Source organism: Pseudomonas sp. NY15437 (assembly GCF_048068435.1).
Classification (GTDB): Bacteria; Pseudomonadota; Gammaproteobacteria; order Pseudomonadales; family Pseudomonadaceae; genus Pseudomonas; species Pseudomonas nitroreducens_B.
Map to the genome: position 1 here is coordinate 724285 of NZ_JBLUQC010000002.1, position 25791 is coordinate 750075.

Annotated in this window: 25 protein-coding genes, 1 tRNA gene and 1 pseudogene; 14 read left to right on the forward strand and 13 right to left on the reverse strand. The window is 65.4% G+C overall.

From position 1 onward, the window contains the following. Positions 1 to 8: 8 nt before the first annotated feature. From proB to rplU, 4 genes are all read right to left on the reverse strand, one after another. Entirely contained in the window at positions 9 to 1127 is a 1119-nt protein-coding gene (proB, locus tag ACNFIA_RS07400; protein ID WP_416783696.1) for a glutamate 5-kinase, read from the reverse strand. A gap of 122 nt (positions 1128 to 1249) precedes the next feature. Then, a complete protein-coding gene (cgtA, locus tag ACNFIA_RS07405; protein ID WP_226045984.1) occupies positions 1250 to 2470 on the reverse strand; it encodes an Obg family GTPase CgtA in 1221 nt (406 codons plus the stop codon). Between the two features lie 159 nt (positions 2471 to 2629). Continuing rightward, a complete protein-coding gene (gene rpmA, locus ACNFIA_RS07410; RefSeq protein ID WP_017521622.1) occupies positions 2630 to 2887 on the reverse strand; it encodes a 50S ribosomal protein L27 in 258 nt (85 codons plus the stop codon). A gap of 22 nt (positions 2888 to 2909) precedes the next feature. Next, entirely contained in the window at positions 2910 to 3221 is a 312-nt protein-coding gene (rplU, locus tag ACNFIA_RS07415; RefSeq protein WP_017521623.1) for a 50S ribosomal protein L21, read from the reverse strand. Between the two features lie 242 nt (positions 3222 to 3463). On the opposite strand from rplU, the gene ACNFIA_RS07420 reads away from it, so the two are divergent. Beyond that, complete coding sequence (locus ACNFIA_RS07420) at positions 3464 to 4432, forward strand: polyprenyl synthetase family protein (RefSeq protein ID WP_416783698.1); 969 nt, start codon at positions 3464 to 3466, stop codon at positions 4430 to 4432. A gap of 171 nt (positions 4433 to 4603) precedes the next feature. Beyond that, entirely contained in the window at positions 4604 to 4828 is a 225-nt protein-coding gene (locus tag ACNFIA_RS07425; RefSeq protein ID WP_015475681.1) for a hypothetical protein, read from the forward strand. 243 nt (positions 4829 to 5071) lie between these two features. Here the strand turns inward: ACNFIA_RS07425 and ACNFIA_RS07430 are convergent, their stop codons facing one another. From ACNFIA_RS07430 to ACNFIA_RS07455, 6 genes are all read right to left on the reverse strand, one after another. After that, the gene (locus ACNFIA_RS07430) at positions 5072 to 5689 is read right to left on the reverse strand and encodes an FKBP-type peptidyl-prolyl cis-trans isomerase (protein WP_416783700.1); all 618 of its coding nucleotides are present in this window, start codon (positions 5687 to 5689) and stop codon (positions 5072 to 5074) included. Positions 5690 to 5791: 102 nt separating this feature from the next. Continuing rightward, positions 5792 to 6088: a DUF6482 family protein gene (locus tag ACNFIA_RS07435; protein WP_259759257.1), complete on the reverse strand. Its 297-nt coding sequence runs from the start codon at positions 6086 to 6088 to the stop codon at positions 5792 to 5794. A gap of 125 nt (positions 6089 to 6213) precedes the next feature. Further along, positions 6214 to 6708, reverse strand: a complete 495-nt coding sequence (locus tag ACNFIA_RS07440; RefSeq protein ID WP_259759256.1) for a TIGR00645 family protein — start codon at positions 6706 to 6708, stop codon at positions 6214 to 6216. 171 nt (positions 6709 to 6879) lie between these two features. Then, positions 6880 to 7221 carry a hypothetical protein gene (locus tag ACNFIA_RS07445; RefSeq protein WP_233300022.1) on the reverse strand — a complete coding sequence of 114 codons (342 nt, stop codon included), beginning with the start codon at positions 7219 to 7221 and terminating at the stop codon, positions 6880 to 6882. A gap of 148 nt (positions 7222 to 7369) precedes the next feature. Then, positions 7370 to 9877 carry a Lon protease family protein gene (locus ACNFIA_RS07450; protein ID WP_416783701.1) on the reverse strand — a complete coding sequence of 836 codons (2508 nt, stop codon included), beginning with the start codon at positions 9875 to 9877 and terminating at the stop codon, positions 7370 to 7372. 96 nt (positions 9878 to 9973) lie between these two features. Beyond that, positions 9974 to 10297, reverse strand: a complete 324-nt coding sequence (locus ACNFIA_RS07455) for a TraR/DksA family transcriptional regulator (protein WP_416783703.1) — start codon at positions 10295 to 10297, stop codon at positions 9974 to 9976. 230 nt (positions 10298 to 10527) lie between these two features. On the opposite strand from ACNFIA_RS07455, the gene ACNFIA_RS07460 reads away from it, so the two are divergent. Together ACNFIA_RS07460 and ACNFIA_RS07465 are read left to right on the forward strand one after the other, a co-directional pair. Then, positions 10528 to 11016: a DUF3015 domain-containing protein gene (locus ACNFIA_RS07460; RefSeq protein WP_038803701.1), complete on the forward strand. Its 489-nt coding sequence runs from the start codon at positions 10528 to 10530 to the stop codon at positions 11014 to 11016. A 61-nt stretch (positions 11017 to 11077) separates the two neighbouring features. Next, entirely contained in the window at positions 11078 to 12943 is a 1866-nt protein-coding gene (locus tag ACNFIA_RS07465) for a DUF4105 domain-containing protein (RefSeq protein WP_416783704.1), read from the forward strand. A gap of 13 nt (positions 12944 to 12956) precedes the next feature. Here ACNFIA_RS07465 and rtcR read toward each other — a convergent pair whose 3' ends face one another. Then, complete coding sequence (gene rtcR / locus ACNFIA_RS07470; RefSeq protein WP_416783705.1) at positions 12957 to 14558, reverse strand: RNA repair transcriptional activator RtcR; 1602 nt, start codon at positions 14556 to 14558, stop codon at positions 12957 to 12959. 284 nt (positions 14559 to 14842) lie between these two features. Here rtcR and ACNFIA_RS07475 point away from each other — a divergent pair. The 8 genes from ACNFIA_RS07475 (at position 14843) to ACNFIA_RS07510 (ending at position 21549) form a co-directional block, all read left to right on the forward strand. Next, a tRNA-OTHER gene (locus tag ACNFIA_RS07475) sits at positions 14843 to 14915 on the forward strand. Between the two features lie 348 nt (positions 14916 to 15263). Further along, on the forward strand, positions 15264 to 16406 hold the full coding sequence (locus ACNFIA_RS07480; RefSeq protein ID WP_416783706.1) for a slipin family protein: 1143 nt from the start codon (positions 15264 to 15266) through the stop codon (positions 16404 to 16406). Positions 16407 to 16437: 31 nt separating this feature from the next. Next, on the forward strand, positions 16438 to 16836 hold the full coding sequence (locus ACNFIA_RS07485) for a zinc-ribbon domain containing protein (RefSeq protein WP_416783708.1): 399 nt from the start codon (positions 16438 to 16440) through the stop codon (positions 16834 to 16836). Next, positions 16833 to 18053, forward strand: a complete 1221-nt coding sequence (locus tag ACNFIA_RS07490; RefSeq protein WP_416783709.1) for an RtcB family protein — start codon at positions 16833 to 16835, stop codon at positions 18051 to 18053. Before ACNFIA_RS07485 ends, ACNFIA_RS07490 begins: the two co-directional genes overlap by 4 nt. A 52-nt stretch (positions 18054 to 18105) precedes the next feature. Then, positions 18106 to 18906, forward strand: a complete 801-nt coding sequence (locus ACNFIA_RS07495; RefSeq protein WP_416783710.1) for a nucleotidyltransferase domain-containing protein — start codon at positions 18106 to 18108, stop codon at positions 18904 to 18906. Continuing rightward, positions 18903 to 19928: an RNA 3'-terminal phosphate cyclase gene (gene rtcA / locus ACNFIA_RS07500; RefSeq protein WP_416783712.1), complete on the forward strand. Its 1026-nt coding sequence runs from the start codon at positions 18903 to 18905 to the stop codon at positions 19926 to 19928. The genes ACNFIA_RS07495 and rtcA overlap by 4 nt, the downstream gene beginning before the upstream one ends. Before the next feature lie 102 nt (positions 19929 to 20030). Then, positions 20031 to 20390: a hypothetical protein gene (locus ACNFIA_RS07505; RefSeq protein WP_259759246.1), complete on the forward strand. Its 360-nt coding sequence runs from the start codon at positions 20031 to 20033 to the stop codon at positions 20388 to 20390. A gap of 124 nt (positions 20391 to 20514) precedes the next feature. Next, on the forward strand, positions 20515 to 21549 hold the full coding sequence (locus ACNFIA_RS07510) for a cytochrome-c peroxidase (protein ID WP_416783714.1): 1035 nt from the start codon (positions 20515 to 20517) through the stop codon (positions 21547 to 21549). 162 nt (positions 21550 to 21711) lie between these two features. Here ACNFIA_RS07510 and gdhA read toward each other — a convergent pair whose 3' ends face one another. Then, positions 21712 to 23046, reverse strand: coding sequence for an NADP-specific glutamate dehydrogenase (gene gdhA, locus ACNFIA_RS07515; RefSeq protein WP_416783715.1), 1335 nt, complete (start codon positions 23044 to 23046; stop codon positions 21712 to 21714). Between the two features lie 220 nt (positions 23047 to 23266). On the opposite strand from gdhA, the gene ACNFIA_RS07520 reads away from it, so the two are divergent. Continuing rightward, complete coding sequence (locus ACNFIA_RS07520; RefSeq protein ID WP_416783716.1) at positions 23267 to 23563, forward strand: hypothetical protein; 297 nt, start codon at positions 23267 to 23269, stop codon at positions 23561 to 23563. A 64-nt stretch (positions 23564 to 23627) separates the two neighbouring features. Here the strand turns inward: ACNFIA_RS07520 and ettA are convergent, their stop codons facing one another. Next, the gene (gene ettA, locus ACNFIA_RS07525; protein ID WP_416783717.1) at positions 23628 to 25319 is read right to left on the reverse strand and encodes an energy-dependent translational throttle protein EttA; all 1692 of its coding nucleotides are present in this window, start codon (positions 25317 to 25319) and stop codon (positions 23628 to 23630) included. Positions 25320 to 25467: 148 nt separating this feature from the next. Here ettA and ACNFIA_RS07530 point away from each other — a divergent pair. Beyond that, a pseudogene (locus tag ACNFIA_RS07530) lies at positions 25468 to 25680 on the forward strand (site-specific integrase); the annotation flags it as partial. Positions 25681 to 25791: the final 111 nt, after the last annotated feature.

Below are 25791 nucleotides of genomic sequence, written 5' to 3' on the forward strand. Positions count from 1 at the left end.
CACTCTCCTCAGACGAGCACCAGGTTGTCGCGGTGCACCAGCTCCGGACCATCGACATAGCCCAGCAGGCCTTCGATGGCGTCGGTCGGCTGACCAATGATCTTCTGCGCTTCCAGAGCACTGTAATTGGCCAGGCCGCGGGCGATTTCGCGTCCGTGCTGATCCACGCACACCACCATTTCGCCGCGACGGAAGCTGCCCTGCACGGCCTTCACACCGACCGGCAGCAGGCTCTTGTGATCCTGGGCAACCGCCTTCACCGCACCGTCGTCCAGCACCAGGGTGCCACGCATCTGCAGGTGTCCCGCCAGCCATTGCTTGCGCGCCGCCTTGCGGCTCTGCTCGGGGGTCAGCAACGTGCCAAGGCGCTCGCCGACACGCAGGCGATCCAGCACACGCTCGATACGGCCACCCACGATGACGGTGTGCGCACCGGAGCGCGCCGCCAGGCGCGCCGCGCGCAGCTTGGTCTGCATGCCACCACGCCCCAGCGCACCACCGGTGCCGCCAGCGACGGCGTCCAGGGCAGGATCATCGGCACGCGCCTCAAAGATCAGCTCGGCGTCCGGATTGTGGCGCGGGTCGGCGTCGAACATGCCGTCGCGATCGGTGAGGATCACCAGCAGGTCCGCCTCGACCAGGTTGGCCACCAGCGCCGCCAGGGTGTCGTTGTCGCCGAAGCGGATCTCGTCGGTGACTACGGTGTCGTTCTCGTTGATCACCGGGATCACGCCCAGATCCACCAGCGTGCGCAGGGTGTTGCGCCCATTCAGGTAGCGCTTGCGGTCGGACAGGTCATCATGAGTCAGCAGCACTTGCGCGGTCTGCAGGCCATGCACGCCGAAGCTGGACTCCCAGGCCTGCACCAGGCCCATCTGCCCCACCGCGGCAGCCGCCTGCAGCTCATGCATGTCACTCGGTCGGGAAACCCAACCCAGGCGACTCATGCCCGCCGCCACGGCGCCCGAGGACACCAGCACCAGCTCGACGCCCGCGCAATGCAGCGCGACCATCTGCTCGACCCATACCGCCATGGCGTCGCGATCCAGACCACGCCCATCGGCGGTCAGCAACGCACTGCCAATCTTGACTACCCAGCGCTTGGCGCCAGTGACCTTCTCACGCATAGCCTCAACCTTAACAATCAGGCGGTTCGGTTCATCCCCGCATCCACGGGGAACACTGGAGGACCCGGCAGCCTGGGCCGCCGGGCTACACGCTACAAACAGAGAACTGACCACGCACCCCGTCAGGGCACGTAGAAGATTTCCGGACCGTCGCCGTCGTCTTCGTCATCCTCGAAATCATCGTCATCCGCATCGTCGGCATTCTTCAGGCCGGCGCGACGCAGTGCGCGAGCATCGTCCAGCGCCTGCAGACGGGCGCGGGCCTCATCTTCGATGCGCTGATCCAGGGCCGCCAGGGCTTCGCCATAGGCCGGATCTTCTTCGATGCGCAGGGTGCGCTCGTCGAGGTATTTCATGATGTCCTGGCTCAGGGCCTCGGTGCCCTCGCGCTCCAGGGCGGAAATCACGTAGACCGGACCTTCCCAGCCCAGGCGATCCACCACTTCCTGCTTGCGGCGCTCCTGCTCCTCGGGCTCGAGGATCTGGTCCATCTTGTTCAGCACCAGCCAGCGATCGCGCTCGGTCAGCGCCGGGCTGAACTTCTCCAGCTCGTGGACGATGGTTTCCGCGGCATCGGCCGGGTCGCTCTCATCCAGCGGCGCCATGTCGACGATGTGCAGCAGCAGGCGGGTGCGCGCCAGGTGCTTGAGGAAGCGGATACCCAGGCCGGCGCCCTCGGCGGCACCTTCGATCAGGCCGGGGATATCGGCGACCACGAAGCTCTTGAAACGGCCGACACTGACCACGCCCAGGTTCGGCACCAGGGTGGTGAAGGGGTAGTCGGCCACCTTCGGCTTGGCGGCGGACACCGCGCGGATGAAGGTGCTCTTGCCGGCGTTCGGCAGACCCAGCAGACCGACGTCCGCCAGCACTTTCAGCTCCAGCTTGAGGTCGCGCGCCTCGCCCGGCTTGCCCGGCGTGGTCTGGCGCGGCGCACGGTTGGTGCTGGATTTGAAGCGGGTATTACCCAGACCGTGCCAGCCGCCCTGGGCCACCATGATGCGCTGACCGGCAGTGGTCAGGTCGCCGATGATTTCCTGGGTGTTGGCATCGATGATGGTGGTACCGACCGGCACCGGCAGAACGAGGTCCTCGCCCTTGGCGCCGGTGCAGTCCTTGCTGCCGCCGTTCTCGCCGCGCTGGGCGTCGAAACGGCGGGTGTAGCGGTAGTCCACCAGGGTATTGAGGTTCTCGTCGGCCTCGAGGAACACCGAGCCGCCGTCGCCACCGTCACCGCCGTTGGGACCGCCTTTCTCGATGAACTTCTCGCGGCGGAAGCTCATGAGGCCGTTGCCGCCGTCACCGGCTTTCACGTGGATGGATACTTCGTCGACGAATTTCATTGCGAACGCCTCCCGCCGAGCCGGCGGGTTGAAAATAAGAAAAGGAGCATAGGATACAGCCAAGTCCGCGCAAACGCCCGAACCGACGGCACCTCGCCTGGAAACGCCAGAAACAAAAAAGCCCCGTCGCGAGACAGGGCTTTTTCAGTGAGAGCTCGCTTAGGCAGCGACGACGCTTACATAGCGACGGCCAAAGGCGCCTTTCACTTCGAACTTGATCACGCCGTCGACTTTAGCGAACAGGGTGTGATCCTTGCCCATGCCAACGCCGTAGCCAGCGTGGAACTGGGTGCCGCGCTGACGCACGATGATGTTGCCTGCTTTGACAGCCTGGCTACCGAACAGCTTCACGCCAAGGCGTTTGCTTTCTGAGTCGCGGCCGTTGCGGGTACTACCGCCAGCTTTTTTGTGTGCCATGAGTCAATTCTCCTAAAAGGAATTAGGCCTGGATGCCGGTGATTTTGATTTCAGTGAACCACTGGCGGTGGCCCTGGCGCTTCATGTGGTGCTTGCGGCGGCGGAACTTGATGATGCGCACTTTGTCGTGACGACCGTGGGAAACCACTTCTGCGGTCACTTTCGCGCCTTCTACCACCGGCAGGCCGATCTTGACGTCATCGCCGTTGGCGACCAGCAGAACGCGATCCAGGTTGATCGCTTCGCCGGTGGCGACGTCGAGTTTCTCGACCTTGAGGAATTCGCCTTCGGTGACTTTGTATTGCTTGCCACCAGTAACAATTACTGCGTACATCTGGATGTCTCCGTTAGACCTGCTCACCCGACGCTTTATAGAAAGAGGAATCGGTCGGCATGGCTGCATGGGGCCGGAAAGGACGCCCGTGCAATTGCGTAAGGCAGGATATGCCAGGGAAGTTCGGGGCCGCGATTGTACGCAAAGCCCCGGTGCGGATCAAGCCCCATGGGGCCTTGCCTTGACAGCCCAAACAGCGGCACCTAGCATGCCGCGGCAATCTACGAGGAGCGCTGTCTTTAATGCAACCCCAGGCTTTCTATCGCGTGGTGGCGGACGACTTCACCGCCGTCGACGGCATCATCCGTCGCCAACTCACTTCCCGCGTTCCCCTGGTGGAAAAGATCGGCGACTACATCATCTCCGCGGGGGGCAAGCGCCTGCGCCCGCTGCTGGTGCTCCTCTCCGGCAAGGCCCTGGGCTATTCGGGCGACGACCTGAAGCTGCTGGCCGCCACCATCGAATTCCTGCACACCTCCACCCTGCTGCACGACGACGTGGTCGACGCCTCCGGCCTGCGCCGCGGCCGCGCCACCGCCAATGCCCAGTGGGGTAACGCGCCGAGCGTGCTGGTGGGCGACTTCCTTTATGCGCGCTCCTTCGAAATGATGGTCGAGCTGGGCTCCATGCCGGTCATGCGCATCATTTCCCAGGCCACCCGCGTGATCGCCGAAGGCGAAGTGCTGCAGCTGTCCAAGGTCCGTGACGCCAGCACCACCGAAGAAACCTACATGGAAGTCATCCGCGGCAAGACCGCGATGCTCTTCGAGGCCTCCACCCACAGCGCCGCCGCGCTGGCCAACGCCCAGCCGGAACAATCCGAGGCGCTGCGCCTGTTCGGTGACGCCCTGGGGATCGCCTTCCAACTGGTGGACGACCTGCTCGACTACCGTGGCGACGCCGCCAGCCTGGGCAAGAACGTCGGCGACGACCTCGCCGAAGGCAAGCCCACCCTGCCGCTGATCGCCACCATGCGCGATGGCACCCCGGAACAGGCTGCGCTGGTGCGCAAGGCCATCCAGCAGGGCGGCAGCCAGGACCTGGAAGGCATCCGCGCCGCCGTGGAAGCCGCCGGCGCCCTGGACTACACCGCCAACCTGGCCCGCGAGTACGCCGCCCGCGCCATCGACTGCCTCAAAGCGCTGCCGGACAACGAGTACCAGGCCGCACTGATCGAGCTGGCCGAGTTCGCCGTCGCCCGCACGCACTGATCTGCCGTTTCGCAAGAGCCCGCCCCGGTCCGCCGCGGCGGGCTTTTTGTTGCCGCTCCATTGACCGGGAACAACAGATCGTCGCCTGCGCGAAAAAATTATCCCATTAAGGCTTGCTATTGAGATAATAAGAATTATTCTCATTAAACGGTCTGCACGGAGGAACTCGCCATGACCTACATGATCGACGCCTGGCTGGATCGCCCGCACCCCTACCTGCGCATCCTGCACCGGGACACCGGGGAAGTCTGCGCGGTGCTGGAGGAGGACGCGCTGGACGAGCTGCGCGAACAGGGTGGCCTCGAGCTGTCCGAGCTCAGCACCAGCGAGCCGCTGGTGCTCAAGGAACTGGTGCGCAACCTGTTCCTGTTTTGCTACGCCCGCGCGCTGCGCTGAGAGCGACGCAGCCGACGGTAAGGGTAGGAGCGAGCTTGCTCGCGAACAGCCCAGCGCCAGAGCTGAGAGGTTCGCGAGCAAGCTCGCTCCTACAAGAGCCGATACGCCTGAGTGATTGCGGCGGCGCAGGATGCGCCGCCGGTGCTCCGCCGCCCGGGAGGCGGATGCACAAAGGGGCGCCTGAGCGCCCCTTTCTTCCTGCGCAGCCGCCAGGGATGGCGCTGCGCAGCGAACCGTCGGGAATCAGAGGATGTCCAGCAGCTCGACATCGAACACCAGCACGCTGTGCGGCGGGATGCTGCCGACGGCCTGGCCGCCGTAGGCCAGCTCGCTCGGCACGTGCAGGCGCCACTTGCTGCCGGCGTTCATCAGTTGCAGGGCCTCGACCCAGCCGGCGATCACGCCGCCCACCGGGAATTCCGCCGGTTGGCCACGCTCGTAGGAGCTGTCGAACACGGTGCCGTCGACCAGGGTGCCGTGGTAGTGGGTGCGCACGGTGTCCTCGCGGGACGGCTTGGCGCCTTCGCCGCTGGTCAGCACTTCGTACTGCAGGCCGGACGGCAGGACGGTCACGCCCTCGCGCTTGGCGTTTTCCACCAGGTAGTCACGGCCAACGGCGGCGGCGGCTTCGGCTTTCGCCTGAGCTTCGGCCTGCATGCGCTCACGGATCACCTGGAAACTGGCGGACAGGGCTTCGCCCGGCACGCGGCTTTCGGCACCGGCGTAGGCGTCGGACAGGCCGGCCAGGATGGCGTCGAGGGTCATGCCCGGAACGGGGTTCTCGCGCAGCTGGTCGCCCAGCTGACGGCCGATGCCGTAGCTGACGCGGGCTTCGTCGGTGGAAAGGTTGAGTTCGCTCATGGCGGGCGCTCCGCTGGGGGTTCGAAAAAGGGCCGCCAGCCTAGCACAGATGCTCCGCCTCCCCCACCGCGCGTGCCTCGCTCGGCGGGAGTCCTGGCCACGCTAGTGCAGCGGGATGGTCACGCCCGCGCCGATGTCGCGCTCATCGTCCATGCCGCACATCTCGTCGTGCACCACCGCATGCACCAGATGGAACGGAACGCTGGGCAGCGCCTTCAGCACTTCCCGCGCGTGGGCGACCGAACGCACGCTGATGACGTGCCCGGCCTCGTCCTGCACCGGGTAGAAGCGCGCGCCCATTCGCGCCTCCAGCACATAGATATCGCCTTCCAGCGACACCAGGTTGATTTCGTCGATGTCACCGGCGACGGAACGTCTGGTCAGTTCCTGCAGATTCATATGCTGCACCTCCTGCGGGTTGATCCACGCAGAAGTCTTGACCAGCCGGGGCCCACCGCAAGCCGAAAACACAACCGCCCGTCCGTTTTGCAACGGCCGGGCGGCGGGGACAGCGCGGGGAAACTTCAGTGATCGTGGCGCGTGGCCTTGTCCAGGTAGCCCATGGCAAACGCCGAGAGAACGAACGTGAGGTGCATGATCACGTACCACATCAGCTTGTTGTCATCGATGTTCTTGGCGTCCATGAAGATGCGCAGCAGGTGGATCGAGGAAATCGCCACGATGGAGGCAGCCACCTTGTTCTTCAGCGAACTGGCGTCCATCTTGCCCAGCCAGCTGAGCTTTTCCTTGCCTTCGTCGATGTCCAGCTGCGACACGAAGTTCTCGTAGCCGGAGAACATCACCATCACCAGCAGGCCGCCGACCAGCGCCATGTCGATCAGCGACAGCAGCACCAGGATCAGGTCCGCTTCGGCAATCGTGAAGATGCTCGGCAGGATGTGGAAGATTTCCTGGAAGAATTTGATGGTCAGCGCCAGCAGGGCCAGCGACAGGCCGATGTAGATCGGCGCCAGCAGCCAGCGCGCCGCGTACAGGGAGTTTTCGACGAATCGTTCCATGGTGTTCGTAGGAAAGGTCTTGGGAAAAGGGCGGCCGCAGTATAACGGATGAGGTTTACAAGTTATCCCGGATTTCTGTGGATAAATATGTGGGCGGCCACGGTATGAAACCGCAGCGTCCAGGCGCCCCGCGGGCTTCAGCGAATTGTGCAGGGGCTGCGCAATCGACCGTCAACCTTCCGGGCGGAACTGGAAATTGCCCACATGGCGCGAGCGTTCGCCGTTCAGGCGGCGCAGTTCGCCTTGCAGGTGCAACTGCCAGATGGGCGGGTCGTCTGCCACGATGTAGCCCTGCTGGGCCAGGCAGTCGGAGATCGCGTCGAGCACACCTTCCGCCACGAAAGGCCCGCAGAACGGGCCCTGCGCCTTGATGGCGGTGGGCTGCGCGCCGGACATGCCGGCAGCGCACAACAAGGTCCAGAGTCCATTCTCTCCGGCCAGCGGCCTGATCTCGCACTCGATGCGCGTGGTCAGCCCCAGACAGGGGCGGATGAGGCAGAGGTTACGCGGCATGGCGGCACCCTCGCGGTTGTCCTGAGTTCGAGACTACACCCAGGTTCCGACACGCGAAAGCGCGGATTTATCCCCGTATGTTGCAGGCAACGGTGTGTAAAACCAGCGGACAGGAGCGCCGCGGCGGCGCCCCTGCCCCGCCCGACGGTCAGTCGGCGTCCTTCTTCCGGCGGGCGCGTTCTTTTTCCACCGGCGGCTTCTCCGCCGGCACCTTCTCGGTTTTCGGCTTGCTGGCGGGCTTGGCGGCGACAGGCTCCTTGGCCGGCTTTTCCTTGTCCTCTTCGTCCATGCCCAGCTCGGAGATTTCCTTCAGGCGCTCCACCACGCGGGCGTTGACGCTGCCCGTGGGGAAATGGCCCTTGGCGTCCGGCGCACCGGCCGGCTCGCCGACCAGCAGGCTCAGCGCCTCGTCGGCCTGGCGCACGGCGTAGATGTGGAACTGGCCGTTGCGCACCGCCTGCAGCACGCGCTCGTCGAGCATCAGGGTGGCGACGTTGGCGCGCGGAATGATCACGCCCTGCTCGCCGGTCAGCCCACGGGCCTCGCAGAGGCGGAAGAAGCCTTCGATCTTCTCGTTGACCCCGCCCACCGCCTGCACTTCACCGAACTGGTTGATCGAGCCGGTGATGGCGAAGCACTGCCGCAGCGGCGTGCGCGACAGGGCGGAGATCAGCGTGCAGACCTCGCCCAGCGAGGCGCTGTCGCCGTCCACGTAGCCGTAGGACTGTTCCAGGGCGATGCTGGCGGAGATCTCCAGGGGGAATTCCTGGGCGTAACGGCTGCCGAGGTAGCCGGTGAGGATCATCACGCCCTTGGAGTGGATCGGCTGGCCGAGGTTAACCTCGCGCTCGATGTCGACGATGCCGCTGCCACCCGGGTAGACGGTGGCGGAGATGCGCGCCGGCATGCCGAAGGCGGAGTCGCCCACTTCCAGCACGGTCAGGCCGTTGCACTTGCCCACCGCGGCGCCTTCGGTGTCGATCAGGATGATGCCGGCGAGGATGTCGTCGAGAATCCGCGCCGACACCCGCCCGGTGCGGGTTTCCTTGGCCTTCAGGGCACGCTCGATGTGGCCCAGGTCGGTCACTTCCTGGCCGGCCAACTGGCGGATGAAGTCCGCTTCGCTGACCAGCTGGAACAGATCACCAATCCGCGCCGACAGGCGCCCCTGGTGTTCGGCCAGGCGGGCGCTGTAGGTGGCCAGACGCGCGACGGCTTCGCGGGTGAGCGGCGCCAGGCCCTCTTCGGAGGTGCGGGTCTTGAGCAGTTGGGCGAACTGCTCGAGGCTGTCCTCGGCGAGCGGGATGTCCTCGTCGAAGTCCACCAGCACGCGGAACATCTCCTGGAAGTCCGGATCGAGGTCCTGCAGCGTGTAGTAGATCTGCCGCGAGCCGATGATGATCACCTTGATATTCAGCGGGATCACCTGGGGCGTCAGGCTCATGGCGGTCAGGCGGCCCAGCTCGGCCAGCGGCGACTCCATCTTCAACTGGCGCGATTGCAGCGCACGCTTGAGGGCGTCCCAGACGAACGGCTCGCTGAGCAGCTTCTCCGCCTCCAGCACCAGGAAGCCACCGTTGGCGCGGTGCAGCGCACCGGGGCGCAGCTGGCGGTAGCTGGTGTAGAGCGCGCCCTGGTCGGACGCGTATTCGATACGGCCGAACAGGTTGTCGTAGGTCGGGTGCGACTCGAACACCACCGGCGCACCGCTGGTGGCGTGGTGGGCGATGGCCTGGTTCGGCGCGTACTGCTCTTCCAGGCTCTGCTTGCGCTGCGGGTCGGTGCGTTCGGCGTCCACCAACTGGTCGACCACGGTCTTCAGCAGGTTGAGCTGCATGGCCTGCAGGTAAGCGCTGACCCCGGAATTGTTGTTGTACTTCTCCACCAGCGGCGCCAGCAGCGGCTGCAGCGCCAGGGTGATGGTTTCCTCGTTGAGCTGGCGCAGCTGGTTGCTCGATTCGCGCTTCCACTGCGGCAGGCTGGACAGCTCCTCGTTGAGGTGCTCCTCCAGGTCGGCGATGTCCGCGTGGAAGCGCTCGCGCTCCTCTTCCGGCAGCTGGGCGAATTCGGCTTCATCCAGCGCCTTGCCGTCCTTCATCGGGGTGAAGGCGATGTTGGCGCTGTCGCGATAGAGGGCGACCTCCTTCTCCAGCGCCAGGCGCTCGACGGTATCCAGGGCCTTGTCGTAGCGCTGGTTGAAGGCGCGGTCGATGGCGCTCTTCTTCTGCTGGTAGGCGGGGTTCTCGAACACCGAGGGGAAGGTGGACAGCAGGTTGTCGATCAGGTGATCGATATCGGAACCGAACTCGGCGGCGCTGCCCGGCGGCAGCTCGATCACCCGCGGCTCGCGGGAATCATCGAAATTGTTGACGTAGACCCAGTCGGCCGGCGTCGGCAGGCGCTTGCCCTCCGCCTTCAGGTAACGCTGCACGAACGAGAAGCGACCGGTACCCGGCTCGCCCATGACGAACACGTTGTACCCCGGACGCGGCATCGCCACGCCGAACTGCAGCGCCTCGACCGCGCGCTCCTGTCCAAGCACGCCCAGGAAAGGCTCCAGTTCTTCGGTGGTCTTGAAGGGAAACTGTTCGGGGGTGAAGGGGCGGGTCAGTTCATCGGGCGCCAGGCGCAGGCCGGCAGCAACGGAATCGGGCATTGGAGGTCCTTGCTTCGGGCGGCGCGAGGCCGCGGAGATTCGTCCGCATTCTCGCGCCGCCCGCGCGCCACTGGCAAGGCAGTATTGGTGACAGTTTCAGTCCACCGCATCGGCGCAGCGCAGGCAGTGCTCGGCGGCCGGCAGGGCGCGCAGGCGGCGCTCCTCGATGGCCTCGCCACAACGCGCGCATTCGCCATAGGTGCCCTCTGCCAGGCGCAGGCGCGCCAGGCCCACCAGGCGCATGCCCGCCTCCGCCTCGGCCAGCAGGGCGCGCAGCACGTCGTCGTTCTGCCGCTGCTGGGCCTGCTCGGCGAAGTCCGGCGAATGGCTGCGACCGAGGTCGCGGCGGATGGCTTCGGCGCGTTTGGAATACTCGGCCGCCAATTGGTCCAGCGCTGGCCGTGGATCGAAATCGACCATGACTACTTCCTCGCAAGTGGAACTGATTCAAGTGTGGTCGGTTCCAAGACTTCCGCCGCTGATACCGATCAACTACCGGTCATTCGCGACGCTTGCGCAGGCCCAGCCGGAGCGGCTGCGGCAGCGCCTGCCTTGACACCCGCCAGGCAATGGAGAAAAGCTCTGGCCTGGCGCTGTTCTGCTGTCAGCGGCTGTTCAATGGTCCCCGACCTCAAAAAGAGAGAAAAAAGATGAAAAGGATTCTGCTCGGTACCCTCCTCGCCACCGCCTCCCTGAGCGCCCTCGCCGATGCACCCGGCAGCGACGGCTGCGGCTGGGGCAACATGCTGTTCAAGGGCCAGCGCGGCACCGCCACCCACGTCCTGGCAGCGACCACCAACGGCACCAGCGGCAACAACACCTTCGGCATGACCACCGGCACCAACGGCTGCCACACCAACGGCGCGCTGACCTACGGCGGCAAGCCGATGATCGTGCTCAGCAGCATGATGGACGAGCTGTCCGAAGACATGGCCAAGGGTGACGGCGAAGCGCTGACCACCTACGCCGTGGTACTGGGCGTGAAGCCCGAGGACCGTGCGCATTTCGCCCAGGTCACCCACGAACACTTCGCCCAGATCTTCAACAAGTCCGACGTCACCGCTGAAGACGTCTACGCCAACACCCAGGCCGTCCTGAAGCAGGACAGCACCCTGGCCAAGTACGCCGAACAGGCCTGATGGCCGACGCGAGCCCGCCCGCTCCGGGCGGGCTCCCCCTTTCCTTCCAGTAGCCCACTCGATGCCCAAACGCCTGTTGCCCTGGATGGCGCTGTGCGCCTGCACGCCACTGATCGCGGCCCCGCAGATCGACCCGCAACGCCTGCAATCGCTGGCTGACGAGCCCTACTGGCTGGCCCTGGGTCACTACGAACACGCCAAGCTCGGTGGCTGGCGCAGCTTCGTCGACGACCCGAAGTTCTTCCTCGCCGCGGACGGAGACCGCCACCCCGACGCGGAACTGGCCGCCACCGTGAACGCCCTCTACGCCCCGGCGAGCCTCGGCGACAAGCACGCCCAGTGCATCTATCCGGCGCGCACCCGCTGGCTGCGTCAGCAATTGCAGCTCGATGACCTGCCGGCGTTCGAGTGCAAGGAATTCACCACCTGGTACCACGACATCAACCCGCACAGCGCCGCGCTGGTGTTCCCGGCCGCCTACCTGAACAGCCCGTCCTCGATGTTCGGCCACACGCTGCTGCGCATCGACCAGGCCGACGTCGACTCCGACCACACCGCCCTGCTCAGCTACGCGCTCAACTTCGGCGCCTACATCGAGGGCATGGACAACAGCATCCTCTACGCCTGGAAAGGCCTGATGGGCGGCTACCCCGGCCTGTTCGCCCTGGTGCCCTACCGCGAGAAGCTCTCCGAATACAGCCGCCTGGAGAACCGCGACCTCTGGGAGTACCGCCTGAACCTGACGCCGGAAGAAACCGCGCGCATGGTCGAGCACGTCTGGGAGCTGAAGCAGATCCGCTTCAAGTACTACTTCTTCGACGAGAACTGCTCGTTCCGCCTGCTGGAGCTGCTGGAGATCGCCCGCCCCGGCACCGAACTCACCGATCACTTCCCCCTCACCGCCATCCCCACCGACACGGTGCGCGCGGTGAAGGACGCCGGGCTGATCGAGCGGGTGGACTATCGCCCGTCCCGCGAGCGCGAGCTGCTCGCCCGCGGCGAGCCCCTGAGCCATGACGAGAAGGTGCTGGCACGCCAGATCGCCGACGACGACAGCCAGCTACTGAGCCCCGCCTTTGCCGCCCTGCCCGCCGATCGCCAGGCACTGGTGCAGGACACCGCCTTCCGCCTGGTGCGTTACCGCGCCACCGGCCAGGAGCGCGACCAATCCACCGCCTCGCGCAGCTACAACCTGCTCAAGGCGATCAACCGCAATCCGCCGCCGGCACTGGCCGTGGAGCGCCCCGGTCAGCCGGAGGACGGTCACGAGTCGCGCACCTGGCAGATCGGCGCCGGCAGCCGCGACGGCGAAGCTTTCGCCCAGTACGGCCTGCGCATGGCCTACCACGACCTCGACGACAACGCGTACGGCTTCCCCCTCGGCGCGCAGATCGAACTCGGCCAGCTCAAGCTGCGCCAGTACGAAGGCAACCGCTGGCAATTGCAGCAGCTGGACCTGGTCACCATCCGCTCCATGACACCGCGCAACGAGCTGCTCAAGCCGCTCTCGTGGCAGGTCGCCGGCGGCTGGGAGCGGGTGATCGGCAAACACAGCGACAATGACCACGATACCCTCGTCGGCCACCTCAATGGCGGCGCCGGCGGCAGCTGGAAGCTGACCGACGACCTGCAAGCCTATGCCCTGGGCACGGCTCGCATCGAGAACAACCCCGACTTCGCCGCCACCATCGCGCCGGCCATGGGCTTCGACACCGGCATGCTGTGGAGCAACCCGCTGGGCAACCTCAGCCTGGAAGGCAAGGGCGACTACTTCCACAACGGCGAAGTGCGCCGCACCCTGAGCTTCGGCCAGCAGGTGGAACTGGGCCGCAACCTCGGCCTGCGCCTGTCGGCCCAGCGCGAGTTCAGCCACGAGGCCAGCCCGCGCAGCGAAGTGATGCTGGAGCTGCGCTGGTACCACTACTGAGGCGCGTGGCGCCTCAGTCCCGCAACGACGCCCAATCCAGCCCGAAGCGCGCCAGGTATTTGCGCAGGCGGTCGGCGTCGTTGGGGTTCTGCTTCTCCTGGCGCGAGACGGCGAACAGCTGGCGACCGGCATCGGACAGGCTGCGCGCCTGCCGGCAGACGTCGATCACCGCTTCCAGCTGCAGGCGATCGAACAGGTCCAGCGCCTTGGCACCCTCCCCCAGCCATGGATCCAGCGGCCCCTGGGCCTGCGCGGCGCCCCAGGAGCGGCGCAACCGGCCGATCTCCTCCTCCACCAGCGCCTCGTCGATCCGTCCGCTGTCGGCCAGGGTCGCCATGCGCGTGATGGACGCCGACAGCTCGCGGAAGTTGCCGCTCCACAGCGCTTGCGCCGAGTTGGCGAACGCCAGGTAGCACGTCCGCGCCTCGCGGTTGAAGCGCACCAGGCGGCCCTGCTCGCGGGCATGGCGCTCCAGTTCGAAGTCGATGTTCGGCTCGATGTCCTCTCGACGCCCGGCCAGCCCCGGCAGGTCGAAGGTCCAGAGGTTGATGCGGGCGAACAGGTCCTCGCGGAACAGTCCTTCGGCCACCCGTTCGCGCAGGTCGCGGTGGGTGCCGGCGATCAACTGGAAGTCGCTGCCCACCTCGCGGTCCGCGCCCAGGGGGAAGAAGCGTTTTTCCTCGATGGCCTTGAGCAGCATGGCCTGCTCGTCCAGGCCCAACTCGCCGATCTCGTCGAGGAACAGCATGCCGCCGTGCGCCGCGCGCAGCAGCCCTTCGCGGGCGTTCTGCGCGCCGGTAAAGGCGCCCTTGATGTGGCCAAACAGCGCGGACATGGCGCCGTCGCCGCGCAATGTCGCGCAGTTCACCTCGACGAAGCGGCCCTGGAACTGGTGCCGCGCGCGCTTGAGCTCGTAGACGCGGCGGGCGAGGAAGGATTTGCCCGCGCCGGTCGGGCCGATCAGCAGCATGGGCGCGCGGGAACGCCCGGCGACCCGCTCGATCTGCTCGATGGAACGATTGAACTCGGCGTTGCGCGTGGCGATGCCGGACTTGAGGAAAGCGAGACTCTCCTCCTGCTCGCGGCGAAAGCGCGTGGCGATGCGGTCGTAGCGCGACAGGTCGAGGTCGATGACCGCGACGGTTCCTTCCGGCTGCCGCGCCTCGTCCTTGCGCCGCGACGGCGATGCCTGCACCAGCCGCGCCGGCAGGTAACGCGCCTCGGTGAGGAGGAACCAGCAGATCTGCGCGACGTGGGTCCCGGTGGTGATATGCACCAGGTAATCCTCGTGCTCGGTATCGAAGGCATAGCCGCCGACGAAATCGTGCAGCGCGCCGTAGACCTCCTCGAAGTCCCACGGGTTGCGCAACGCCATGGGCTGCAGGCGCACCTCGGTTTCCGGGGACACGTGGCGCACGTCGGCAGCGATACGCTCGGCCAGACTGACGTCCCGCGCATCCAGCCCGTGGATCAGCTCCAGACGGTCGATCAGCAGGTCCTGCTGCTGGCACAGGCCGACCGTCGGCCGCCACTTCTGCCAGCGCGCCGCGCCCTTGCCGACGCGGTCCAGGGTGGAACCGAGGAAGCCGATGGCGACGGTTTTCTTGGCCTTCATATTTTATCCACAAAGATAAACAACGATCTCAGCATATCCATAAATTCCAGAACCGGCCAATCCTCAGACTCGAAAATTTACACCGAAAATAAAATTAAATCGTTATTTATCAATAAGTTGAAAGCACACCACACCCATCGAAAGCCAACCTGGCACGCCCCTCGCTATATCTCCCTCGACCGCATCGCTGATGCAGCCCACGGGCAGGGGTTCCAACCCCGCCGGTGCCCAAGCCCACCCCTGGTGTCGGCTTCGGGCATGCCGCTGCAGCAGTCACGGTCGATGGCGCGGTAGCTCAGCCCGGTAGAGCACTCCACGTTGCTGGAGCCGTCGCAGGTTCGAATCCTGCCCGCGCCGTTCGATAGCTCAGTCCGGTAGAGCAGCCATCCAAGAAATGGCCTGTCGCGGGTTCGACTCCCGCTCGAACACTGCCCAGTTAAGGCAGCTACTCATGAAGGCAACACCCCGCCGGTGTGCGACGGGGCAGGCGCAAAGAGGCCAGGAAGGCCGGATACGCCAGGGACCCGAAGCCACCGCCGACCCGCCCGGTACGAGGACCGGGCCCGCGACAAGGCAGATGCTGGCCGAAGGATTCGGCGCAATGGACAGGCAGTCCGCAGCACCTGGCTCTCGCGAGCCCCCGCCTCGCCACCCGACGGGCCGGCGGACACCGGCACCCAGGACAACAGAAGAAGGACGAAAAAGATGAAACTGCTGAAGCGCTTTACCGTGAAGAAGAACGAACGCGGCCTGCTGTACTCCGAGGGCGATTTCCTGGCGATCCTCGAGCCGGGCATTTACCGCCACCTGGACCTGTACAACCGCCTGAGCGTGGAAACCTTCAGCCTGAACACCCCGCTGTTCGAACACCGCCTGGCCGGCTACCTGCGCCAGTCCGAGCCGGCGCTGGTAGAGCGCCATTTCACCCGCATGGACCTGGCCGAGGACGAGGCCGGCCTGCGCTTCGAGGACGGCGTGCTGGCGGAAATCCTCGCGCCGGGCAGCCGCCGGTTGTACTGGAAGGGCCAGACCGAGCAGCGCCTGGAACGCATCGACCTGAGCCAGGAATACCGAGTCGCTCCGGCGTTGCTGCAGCAGATGCAGAGCAACCTGCGCGGCCGCAGCGTGATCGGCGCCGAGGCGCTGCTGGTGACCCTGGTGCCGGCCTACCAGGTCGGCGTGCTGAAGGTCGACGGTGCGGTGGTCGAGTTGCTGCCGGCGGGCCAGTACGGCTTCTGGCGCTACAACCGCCAGGTGAGCGTGGAGCTGATCGATACGCGGATCCAGGCGCTGGAAGTCAGCGGCCAAGAAATCCTCACCCGTGACAAGGTGAGCCTGCGCCTGAACCTGGCCGCCAACTGGCGCTACAGCGATGTGCTGACGGCGTTTTCCAGCCTGTCCAAGCCGCTGGAGCACCTCTACCGCGAGTTGCAGTTCGGCCTGCGCGCGGCGGTGGGCACCCGTTCGCTGGACGAGTTGCTGGAGAACAAGCAGCTCATCGACGACTCGGTCAGCGCCTACCTCAACGAGCGCCTGCCGGGCACCGGCATCGAAGTCAGCGGCCTCGGTGTGCGCGACATCATCCTGCCGGGCGAGATGAAGACCCTGCTCGCCCAGGTGGTGGAGGCGGAGAAGGCTGCGCAGGCGAACGTGATCCGCCGTCGCGAAGAGACCTCAGCGACCCGCTCGCTGCTGAACACGGCCAAGGTGATGGAAGACAACCCCACCGCCCTGCGCCTGAAGGAACTGGAGACCCTGGAGCGGGTCGCCGAACGAATCGACCGTATCTCGGTATTCGGCGGCCTGGATCAGGTATTGAATGGACTGGTGACGCTGAAGCAGGCCTGACAAGGGCCTGCACGGCGCAGGAGTCGGCAACGTGAAGAGCAACAAGCAGCGCCGTCAGGAAATCCGCCAGAAGCGCGAACGGCGCAAGGCATGGAAAGCCGAGCAGGCCAGGCGCCCCGGGCACCGCCCCGGACCGCCCGGCAGCTTCCCGGTCACGCCCTCGAACCTGGCACCCTACAACAGCTACGGAGACCCATTGTTCGTGCGCCGTGGCTGGTACGAGGACCAGGAGTTCACCTGCCGGGACTGCGGTGTCCGGCAGACCTGGACCGCCGCGCAGCAGAAATGGTGGTACGAAGACTGTCAGGGACAGGTGTATTCCACGGCGATACGCTGCCGCGCCTGTCGATTGAACAAACGCATCCGCGATGGCCGGGCGCAGCCCGCTGCCGGCCAGGTCGCCACGCAACAAGAGAGCATCGAAACATGAGCATCCAAACCTTCCAACTGCTGGAAGTCGCCAACGGCAGACCGATCAAGCTCTGGACCCAGGGCGTGCCGGTGGAGGACGACGCGAAGCAGCAACTGATGAACACCGCGAAGATGCCCTTCATCTTCAAGCACCTGGCCGTGATGCCGGACGTGCACCTGGGCAAGGGCTCGACCATCGGCAGCGTGATCCCTACCCAGGGCGCCATCATCCCGGCCGCCGTGGGTGTGGATATCGGCTGCGGCATGATCGCCGCGCGCACCTCGCTGGTGGCCGCGGACCTGCCGGACAACCTGCACGGCCTGCGCACCGCCATCGAAAAGGCCGTGCCCCACGGCAAGACCTTCGGCCGCCGCGACCAGGGCGCCTGGGAAGATGTGCCCGGGCATGCCGATGACGCATGGAAGGCGCTGGCGGGGCGTTTCAAGGTGATCACCGACAAGTACCCGAAGCTGGAGAAAACCAACAACCGCAAGCACCTGGGGACCCTCGGCACCGGCAACCACTTCATCGAGGTCTGCCTGGACGAGGCCAACCGCGTCTGGTTCATGCTGCACAGCGGATCGCGCGGCGTGGGTAACGCCATCGGCAACCTGTTCATCGAACTGGCCCAGGCCGATATGCGCCAGCACATCGCCAACCTGCCGGACCGTGACCTGGCCTACTTCGAGGAAGGCAGCCGGCACTTCGACGACTATGTGGAAGCCGTGGGCTGGGCCCAGGACTTCGCCCGGCAGAACCGCGAACTGATGATGCGTGCGGTGATCGCCGCGGCGCGGCAGGTCATCCGCAAGCCGTTCGAAGCGAGCCTGGAGGCGGTGAACTGCCACCACAACTACGTGCAGAAGGAGCGCCACTTCGGCGAAGAGGTACTGGTGACGCGCAAGGGTGCGGTGTCCGCGCAGAAGGGCCAGCTCGGCATCATTCCGGGTTCGATGGGCGCCAAGAGCTTCATCGTTCGCGGACTGGGCAACGAGGAGGCGTTCTGCTCGTGCAGCCACGGCGCCGGCCGCACCATGAGCCGGACGAAGGCGAAGAAGCTGTTCAGCGTCGAAGACCAGGTGCGCGCCACCGCCCACGTCGAATGCCGCAAGGATGCGGATGTGATCGACGAGATCCCGATGGCCTACAAGGACATCGACGCCGTGATGGACGCCCAGCGCGAACTGGTGGAAGTGCTGCATACCCTGCGTCAGGTGGTGTGCGTGAAGGGATAGAACGGTGCGGGCCGGACGGGCCCGCGCCGACAGCAAGACAAGGAAACGGAACATGAACAAGGAAGAACGCCATCCCCTCCCCGCCGCCATGCGCGAACGGGTACTGGAGGAACTGGCAAGACTGGAACAGGAGCACGGCGTGACGGTGCTCTATGCGTGCGAGTCGGGCAGCCGCGCCTGGGGCTTCGCCTCGCCGGATAGCGACTACGATGTGCGCTTCGTCTACGTGCATCAACCGGAGTGGTACCTGCGCGTGGACGAACCGCGCGACGTGCTGGAACGCCCGCTGACCGACGAACTGGACCTCAGCGGCTGGGAACTGCGCAAAACCCTGAGGCTGCTGCGCAAGTCCAACCCGACACTGCTGGAATGGCTGGACTCGCCGCTGGTGTACCGCAGCGAATCGGCGGCAGCCGAGGCACTGCGCCAACTGGCGCGGGACTTCTACTCCCCCGCCGCTGCGCGAGCGCACTACCTGTCGATGGCCAGGAAGAACTTCCGTGGCTATCTGCAGGGCGAGGAGGTTCGCTACAAGAAGTACCTCTACGTGCTGCGCCCGCTGCTGGCCGTGCGCTGGATCGACCAGGGCCTCGGCATGCCGCCGATGGTCTTCGAGACGCTGATGGAGGCCACCCTCGACAACGCCGCACAGCGTGCCGAAGTCGAGGAACTGCTGCTGCTCAAGCGCCAGGCGGTGGAGGCGGAATACGGCCCGGCGCGCCCGACACTGCACCGGCTGATCGAGGCAGAGCTGCAACGCGCGGAAGACCTCGGCGCACCCCGTGGCGGCTGCCGCGACACGCAGCGCCTGGACCACTTCCTGCGCGATCAGGTGAGGACGTATGCCCGATGAACAAGGACCTGATCGAACTCGACGGCGCCGACGGCGGCGGGCAGATCCTGCGCAGTGCGCTGAGCCTGTCGATGATCACCGGCAAGGCGCTGCGCATCGTCAACATCCGTGGCCGGCGTTCGCGGCCGGGGCTGCTGCGCCAGCACCTGACGGCCGTGCGCGCGGCGGCGGAGGTCTGCGGCGCGACGGTGCAGGGCGATGAACTCGGCGCGCGCAGCCTGACCTTCCGCCCCGGTGCGGTTCGCGGTGGCGACTACCGTTTCGCCATCGGCAGCGCGGGCAGCGCCGTGCTGGTGTTGCAGACGCTACTGCCGGCTTTGCTGTTCGCCGATGGGCCGAGCAACCTGGCGATCACGGGGGGCACGCACAATCCGTTGGCACCGCCAGCGGATTTCATCGAACGCAGCTGGCTGCCGCTGTTGCGGCGCATGGGCGCGACGGTCGACTTCGCCCTGCTGCGCCATGGCTTCATGCCGGCCGGAGGAGGTGAACTGCGGGTGCGCGTCGCGCCCGGCGAGCTGCGGCCACTGCATCTGCCGGAAGCGGGGACCGTGCTATCGCGTTCAGCCCGCGCCCTGCTGGCGGCCATTCCCGGTCACGTGGGGGATCGCGAGCTGGAGAAGGTGAAGCGGCATCAGGATTGGCGCGCGGCGTCCGTCCAGGTCGTCCGCCTGCCGGAAGACCAGGGGCCGGGCAACGCCTTGCTGCTGGAGATCGCGTGCGAGCAGTTGACCCTGGCGTTCTGCGCCTTCGGCCAGCCCGGGGTCAGCGCCGAGCGCGTCGCCAGCCAGGCGCTGCGCCAGGCCGATGACTGGCGCCGCAGCGGCACGAGCGTCGAGGAGCATCTGGCCGACCAGTTGCTGCTGCCCCTGGCCCTGGCCGGCGGCGGCAGCTTCACCACGCCGGTGGCGAGCGACCATCTGCTGAGCAACCGCACGGTGATCGAAGCCTTCCTGCCGGTGCGCATCGCATTCGAGGCGCGTCACGCCGGCGGCCAGCACATCCGCATCACGCCGGCTTGACGCTTTTCTCACCAGCCGCTGGCTAGAGTCGCGCCATGTCACCTCGAGTGGCGCTTCCTCTGCCGGCGCGTGTGCCCGCCTTATCGGTACACGGGAGCTCCCATGGCGCACCGCGCCACCCTCATCCTGTTCTGCGCCGCGCTGCTCGCCGGCTGCGAAACCACCCACGAAAGCCTGATTGCCCAGGGCTACCCGCCCGCCTATGCCGACGGCTATGACGACGGCTGCGGCAGCGGTCGCCAGGCGGCCGGCGCCATCGGCGGCGAATTCCGCAAGAACGTGCCGCGTTACCTGGACGAGCCCAGATATGCCCTGGGCTGGAACGACGGCTTCCAGCAATGCCAGGCGATGCGCGTAAGCCAGGAACGCCAGCAGTACGAGGAACAGCGCAACAGCGACCGGGACCGCGACTGGGAACAGGAAAAGGACCGCGCCCTGTCGCGCGCACTGCGCGCCAACTGAGACTGCGGCATCATTGCGCGGCCGACAAAGTCCCGCGCTTGACGTCGATCAAGCCCTCCCCCGCCCCACTGACCTCTCCTTGAACTCAGACAACAACCAATAGCCTGAGACAAGGAGACCCCACATGCAGCCCTTCAGAAAACTCGCCCTGGGCAGCCTACTACTGGCCCTCGGCGCGGCATCGGCAGCCGCGAATGCCGACGCCCTGCGTGACCAGGCCAATGGCATCTTCAAGCCCATCCCCGAGAAACCCAGCGACACGCTGAACCCCGACCAGGTGACGCTGGGCCGGCAGTTGTTCTTCGAACCGCGCCTGTCCGCCAGCCACGTGATCAGTTGCAACACCTGCCACAACATCGGCACCGGCGGCGCCGACAACGTGCCCACCTCCAGCGGCCACGAATGGCAGAAAGGTGCGCGCAACTCGCCCACGGTATTCAACGCCGTGTTCAACGTCGCGCAGTTCTGGGATGGCCGCGCCAAGGACCTGGAAGAGCAGGCCAAGGGCCCGGTGCAGAACCCGGTGGAAATGCACAACACGCCGAAGAACGTCGAGCTGACCCTGCAGAGCATGCCCGAGTATGTCGCGGCCTTCGGCAAGGCCTTCCCGAAAGACCCGCAACCGGTGAGCTTCGACAACATGGCGCGGGCCATTCAGGCCTTCGAGTCGACCCTGATCACCCCGGACTCGCGCTTCGACCTCTACCTCAAGGGCGACGACAAGGCGATGAACGAGCAGGAGAAAAAGGGCCTGCAGACCTTCATGAGCGCCGGCTGCATCGCCTGCCACAACGGCGTGAACCTGGGTGGCCAGGCGTACTTCCCGTTCGGCCTGGTGAAGAAGCCCGACGACAAGATCCTGCCCAGCGGCGACAAGGGTCGCTTCGAAGTGACCAAGACCGAGAACGACGAATACGTCTTCCGCGCCGCGCCCCTGCGCAACGTCGCGCTGACCGCGCCGTACTTCCACAGCGGGCAGGTCTGGAACCTGGACGAAGCGGTGAAGATCATGGGCAACGCGCAGTTGGGCAAACAGCTCAACGACGAAGAAGTGGGCGATATCGTCGCTTTCCTCAAGACCGTTACCGGCAAGCAGCCGACGGTGGAATACCCGCTGCTGCCGCCAAGCACCGCGACCACGCCAAAACCCGTGGATTGATAGCGGACAGGTAGGAGCGCACTTGCTCGCGAAACAACCTCCCGGCGGCTTCGGCGTTGGGCGGGTTCGCGAGCAGGCTAGCTCCTGCGAAGGGCAGCCCGCGCAAGGCGGGTGACATGAAAAACGGGCCCATCGGGCCCGTCTTTCATTTCCGGGGAGCGATCAGACCACGCCCTGGGCCAGCATGGCATCGGCAACCTTGACGAAGCCGGCGATGTTGGCGCCCTTCACGTAGTTGATCCGGCCGTTTTCCTCGCCATAGGCAACGCAGGCATGGTGGATGTTCTGCATGATGCCGTGCAGGCGCTGGTCCACTTCACCGGCGGTCCACAGCAGGCGCATGGCGTTCTGGCTCATCTCCAGGCCGCTGGTGGCGACGCCGCCGGCGTTGGAGGCCTTGCCCGGCGCGTAGAGGATGCCGGCCTCGAGGAAGATATCCACCGCCTCCAGCGTCGACGGCATGTTCGCGCCTTCGGCCACGCAGATGCAGCCGTTGGCCAGCAGGGTGCGCGCGTCCTCGGCATCCAGCTCGTTCTGGGTGGCGCAGGGCAGCGCGATGTCGCAGGCCAGCGACCACGGGCGCTGGCCCGCCAGGAAGCGCAGGCCCGGGCCTGCCATCTCGCTGAGGCGACCGCGACGGACGTTCTTCAACTCCATCATTTCGTCCCACTGCGCCAGGGTCAGGCCGGCCTCGAAGAACAGCGTGCCTTCGGAATCGGACAGCGAGATCACCTTGCCGCCCAGCTCCATGACCTTCTGTGCGGCGTACTGCGCCACGTTGCCGGAGCCGGAGATGGCCACGCGCTGGCCATCGAAGCCGCTTTCGCGGGCCTTGAGCATTTCCTGGGCGAAGTACACGCAGCCGTAGCCGGTGGCTTCCGGGCGGATCAGGCTGCCGCCGTAGGACATGCCCTTGCCGGTCAGCACCGAGGTGAACTCGTTGGACAGGCGCTTGTACTGGCCGAACAGGTAGCCGATCTCGCGCGCGCCAACGCCGATGTCACCGGCCGGCACATCGAGGTCCGCGCCGACGTGGCGGAACAGCTCGCTCATGAACGACTGGCAGAAGCGCATGACTTCGAGGTCGCTCTTGCCCTTGGGGTCGAAGTCCGAACCGCCCTTGCCGCCGCCCATGGGCAGCGAGGTCAGGGAGTTCTTGAAGACCTGCTCGAAGGCGAGGAACTTCAACACGCCCAGGTTCACCGAAGGGTGGAAGCGCAGGCCGCCCTTGTACGGGCCGATGGCGCTGCTCATCTGGATGCGGAAGCCCCGGTTGACCCGCACTCGCCCGGCATCGTCCATCCACGGCACGCGGAACAGGATCGCGCGTTCAGGTTCGACGATGCGCTCGACGATGCCTGCCTGCAGGTAACGCGGGTTGGCTTGGAGGAAGGGCCACAGGGAGCGCAGCACCTCTTCCACCGCCTGGTGGAATTCGGGCTGGTCGGGGTCGCGCCGCTTGAGGCGCTCGAGGAACGAATCAACGGATTGCATCATGTCTACACCGGTACTTTTCTGGTTATGTAACGCTTTTTTTTGCCGGCAGACTCTAGCAACCCACACCGCACTGAGATAGTGCAGCGTGACGCTTTTCTGAATCTTTATGGTGCAAAAAATATAATTCCCACGTCTGCCAGAGCGGCAGAAAACCAGATTCCTGTATACAAAATCAATAGATCATTGCATCCATCCGCTCACATCTTCCAGGATCACGACCATGCCCAGCCGCCCCCTCGTCGCCCTTGCCGCCCTCACCGCCTGCCTCGCCCTGCCGGCTCTCGGAGCCATGAAACTGGGCCACTTCACCGAGTCTGGCGCGCTGCTGGTGGCGGATACATTCGACAGCGAAGTGATCCACAAGTCGAACTTCAGCACGGACGACCTGCAGCGCATGGCGCGCCAACTGGAAGACCAGCAACGTACCCTGCAGGACCAGGCGCGGCAAATCGACACACTGCAGCGCCAGCTGGAGGAGCAGCGCCGCGCGCTGGATGATCTCAAGCGCAGCCGCTGAGCCGGCCGCAAAGCCGCAGAAACGAAAACGGGGCCCGAAGGCCCCGTTTTCCTGCAGAAGTGGCTTACGCCAGCTTCTTGTAACGCACGCGGTGCGGCTGCGAGGCCGCGTCGCCCAGGCGTTTCTTGCGGTCGGCTTCGAACTCGGTGTAGTTGCCTTCGAAGAAGACCACCTTGCCGTCGTCCTCGTAGGAGAGGATGTGGGTCGCGATGCGGTCCAGGAACCAGCGATCGTGGGAAATCACGATGGCGGCGCCGGGGAAGTCCAGCAGCGCTTCTTCCAGCGCACGCAGGGTTTCCACGTCGAGGTCGTTGGACGGTTCGTCGAGCAGCAGCACGTTGCCGCCCTGCTTCAGGGTCAGCGCCAGGTGCAGGCGGCCACGCTCACCACCGGAGAGGTCCTTGACGAACTTCTGCTGGTCGCCGCCCTTGAAGTTGAAGCGGCCGACGTAGCTGCGCGACGGGACTTCGTAGTTGCCGATCTTGATCTGCTCGAAGCCGTCGGAGACCTGCTCCCACACGGTCTTGTTGCCTTCGAGGATTTCGCGGCTCTGGTCGACGCTGGCGATCTGCACGGTTTCGCCGATTTCGATGGTGCCCGAGTCCGGTTGTTCCTTGCCGGTCAGCATGCGGAACAGGGTCGATTTACCCGCGCCGTTGCCGCCGATCACGCCGACGATGGCGCCCTTGGGAATGCTCAGCGACAGGTTGTCGATCAGCACGCGCTCGCCGTAGCCCTTGGTGACGTTGTGCAGTTCGATGACCTTGTCGCCCAGGCGCGGGCCGGCCGGAATGTAGATCTCGTTGGTCTCGCTGCGCTTCTGGAATTCCTGCGATTGCAGTTCCTCGAAGCGTTGCAGACGGGCCTTGGACTTGGCCTGGCGACCCTTGGCGCCCTGGCGTACCCACTCCAGTTCGGCCTTCATGGCCTTGGCGTGGGAGGCTTCCTGCTTGGCTTCCTGGGCCAGGCGGTTGGCCTTGGATTCCAGCCAGCCGGAGTAGTTGCCTTCGAACGGGATGCCGTGGCCACGGTCGAGTTCGAGGATCCAGCCGGCAACGTTGTCGAGGAAGTAGCGGTCGTGGGTGATCGCCACCACGGTGCCCGGGAAGTCGTGCAGGAAGTGCTCCAGCCAGGCGACGGAGTCGGCGTCCAGGTGGTTGGTCGGTTCGTCGAGCAGCAGCATGTCCGGGGCGGACAGCAGCAGGCGGCACAGCGCCACGCGGCGCTTCTCGCCACCGGAGAGGTGTTCGATCTTGGCGTCCCACGGCGGCAGGCGCAGGGCGTCGGCGGCGACTTCCAGCTGACGCTCCAGGTTGTGGCCGTCGGAAGCCTGGAGGATGGCCTCCAGCTTCGCCTGCTCGGCAGCCAGGGCGTCGAAGTCGGCGTCCGGCTCGGCGTAGGCGGCGTAGACCTCGTCCAGGCGAGCCTGGGCTGCCTTGATCTGGCCGACGGCCTCTTCGACGATCTCGCGCACGGTGGCCTGCGGGTCGAGCTTGGGCTCCTGCGGCAGGTAACCGACGTTGATGCCGGGCATCGGGCGGGCTTCACCTTCGATCTCGGTGTCGACGCCGGCCATGATGCGCAGCAGGGTGGATTTACCCGCGCCGTTCAGGCCCAGCACGCCGATCTTGGCGCCAGGGAAGAACGACAGGGAGATGTCCTTGAGGATTTCACGCTTGGGCGGCACGACCTTGCCGACCCGGTGCATGGTGTAGACGTAAGAGCCTGTTTTGCCTGTTTTGTCACTTTTGGACATGCTTTGATTCGCCTTTAGTCCTGTCTCTTCAGTGCTTGAATGGTAGCGACAAGCGCTAAAATTCGGGAAAGTAAAACGTTAGGTTTTGCGCTGACCAGTCGATGCCCATGACTATACTTAAAAAAGTTATGTTTTATGAGAGGGCAACATGGGTTTCCAGGTCACAGAGCAGGTGGTGAATGCTGCTCGAAGAAAGCTGCTGGTACAAGACTACATCCCGATCTACTACCCCAACCTATACATCACCATGGAGCACTCGGGCAGAGCCCTCGAAACGACCAAGAAGTACCTTGAGCATCTGGCTGTGTTTGAGGAGTTTCTGGCCTTTTCCTCCATTGATTTGATTTCTCACCTCGAACAGTGAATCGCCCCGGCTTTCCTAGACACTTTCCAAGCTCTGGAAATAGCGTTTCTCAAACTCCACTGGCGATAGCTGCATAGCGCTGCTGTGCCGGCGTTTGGGGTTATAAAA